This is a genomic window from Roseitalea sp., from assembly GCF_984466335.1.
Window position 1 is genome coordinate 1 of sequence record NZ_CFIFWG010000258.1, and the last position, 2,026, is coordinate 2,026.

Sequence of the window (2,026 nt, forward strand, 5' to 3'; positions counted from 1 at the left end):
GGCAACGCACGGGCCGCATCGCCGCCGCGCCCGGCACCGACCTTGAAAGAGGGGCCTGAAGGGCTGCCGACACGCACACCAGCATCGAACAATCGGGCCGTGCCATGCTCAGCGCAGTCATCTTCGTCGTCTTTCCCTTCGCGATGATTCATGCGGCGCTGTCCGACTTTTTCACCATGACGATCGCCAATCGCGTCTCGCTTCTGCTGATCGTCACATTCCTTGCCGTCGCGCCGTTCATCGGCCTGACCTGGCCCGGATTCGCCCTGCATCTGGCCGCCTTCGCGCTGGTCCTGGCGGCGACGTTCGGCCTGTTCGCCGTCGGCGTCATGGGCGGCGGCGACGCCAAGCTCATGGCCTCGACCGCGCTGTGGTTCGGCATCGGTCCGGCACTGATGCACTATCTGCTCCTTGCGACGGTGGCGGGCGGGGTGCTGACGCTCTTTTTGATGGTTGTCCGCAAGTCGCCGCTGGCGACCGTCGCCGGCCAGGTGCGGGCCCTGCGCCGCATCGTCGACGAGAAGGACGTTCCCTACGGGATCGCCCTGGCCATTGGCGGCCTTGCCACGTTCAACCAGTCGCCGGCCATGGTCTGGGCCGTTGCCCAAGTCTAGGCTCAGGCAAGTCTAGGCTCGGGCAAGTCTAGGCTCAGGCCCGAGCCTGGGCGCCCCCACGCCGCGTTTACAAGCCGTTAAGCAAGACGCTGCAAGGATCGTTAACCATAAGTACACCATTGCGCGCCGAATATGGTCCCGGTGGCGGAAGGATCCGCCGGCAAACCGGGTGTGCCCATGTCGATGCGTATCGTTATTCTGGTTATCGCGATCGTGGCGGCCGGTGCGGCCGGCTTCCTGGCCATGAACATGATGGGGCCGCGCGCACCTTCCCAGCCGGTCGCGGTGGTGCCCGCCGCGCCGGCAATCGCGCTTGACGAGGTCCTGATCGCGACCGAGACACTGACCACCGGCGCGCGCGTCGAGCGGCGCATGCGCTGGCAGAAATGGCCGACCGACGCCGTCGCTCCCGACTTCATCACCCGCCAAAGCCGCCCCGAGGCGATCGCCGAACTGTCCGAATCGGTCGTCCGCTCCACGATCGCGCAGGGCGAGCCGATCCGCACGATCAAGCTGCTGGGCGCCGACCAGAGCTTCATGTCCTCGATCCTGCCGTCCGGCAAGCGCGCCGTCGCAACCGAGATCGCCGCCGATACGTCGGCGGGCGGCTTCATCCTGCCCGACGATTATGTCGACGTGATCATGGTCTCGCGCGGCGTCGCCGGCGGCTTCGAGACCGAAACGATCCTGAACAACATCCGCGTGCTCGCCATCGACCAGACGATCCGCGAGGACGAGCAAGGCCGGCTGGTTCAGGTCGGCCAGACCGCGACGCTCGAACTGACGCCGCGCCAGGCCGAGATCATCACGGTGGCGCGCCAGATGGCGGACCGGCTGACACTGTCGCTGCGCTCGGTCAAGGACGTCAATCCCGAAGACGCCGGCAGGGCCGCCGAGCACCTGGTCGGCGGCGGTCCGGGCGGCACGATCACCATCATCAAGGGCGGGCAGAGGAGCACGGCGGCACAATGACACTTGCGACCGGCAACGCAGCCCGCGCCGCGCCCGGCGGCGCTCCTTCCAAACCGATCCACGGGCAGGGGACCGTGGCCCCCGCCGCTCTCAGGGGCTTGGTGGCGCTCGTCGCGGCGGCCGCCTTGCTGGCCGTCTCGCCGGCCGCGCCGGTGCCGGCGGACGCCATGCGGGCGCATGCGCAAAGCGTGGTCGAGGTCGGCCGGGACGGCTCTGGCAGCGAGCGGATCGTGCTGGGGCTCGACAAGTCGCTCGTCATCGACCTTCCGGCAGACGCGCACGACATCCTGGTCGCCAACCCTGAAGTGGCCGACGCGGTCAGCCGCACCGCGCAGCGGATCTACCTGTTCGGCAAGAAGGTCGGCACGACGAACATCTTCGTCTTCGACCAGAACGGCGATCAGCTCGTCAGCCTCGATCTGCGGGTCGAGCGCGACGTG

At 67.9% G+C, this 2,026-nt stretch carries 3 protein-coding genes; all 3 read left to right on the forward strand.

Annotated elements, in window-relative coordinates; translation table 11 throughout:
* The first annotated feature begins 104 nt into the window (after positions 1–104).
* Complete coding sequence (locus AC5E6L_RS15270; RefSeq protein ID WP_491230631.1) at positions 105–614, forward strand: A24 family peptidase; 510 nt, start codon at positions 105–107, stop codon at positions 612–614.
* Positions 615–791: 177 nt separating this feature from the next.
* Positions 792–1,586 (forward strand): Flp pilus assembly protein CpaB, encoded by a 795-nt coding sequence (gene cpaB, locus AC5E6L_RS15275; protein ID WP_491230632.1) that lies wholly within the window; start codon positions 792–794, stop codon positions 1,584–1,586.
* On the forward strand, positions 1,583–2,026 hold a 444-nt coding region (locus AC5E6L_RS15280), incomplete at its 3' end, for a pilus assembly protein N-terminal domain-containing protein (RefSeq protein WP_491774452.1). The genes cpaB and AC5E6L_RS15280, both read left to right, overlap by 4 nt.

Bases quoted from the DNA above. Each gene is read 5' to 3' on its own strand.
- cpaB (WP_491230632.1), top strand. From the start codon at position 792: ATGTCGATGCGTATCGTTATTCTGGTTATCGCGATCGTGGCGGCCGGT.
- AC5E6L_RS15270 (WP_491230631.1), top strand. From the start codon at position 105: ATGCTCAGCGCAGTCATCTTCGTCGTCTTTCCCTTCGCGATGATTCAT.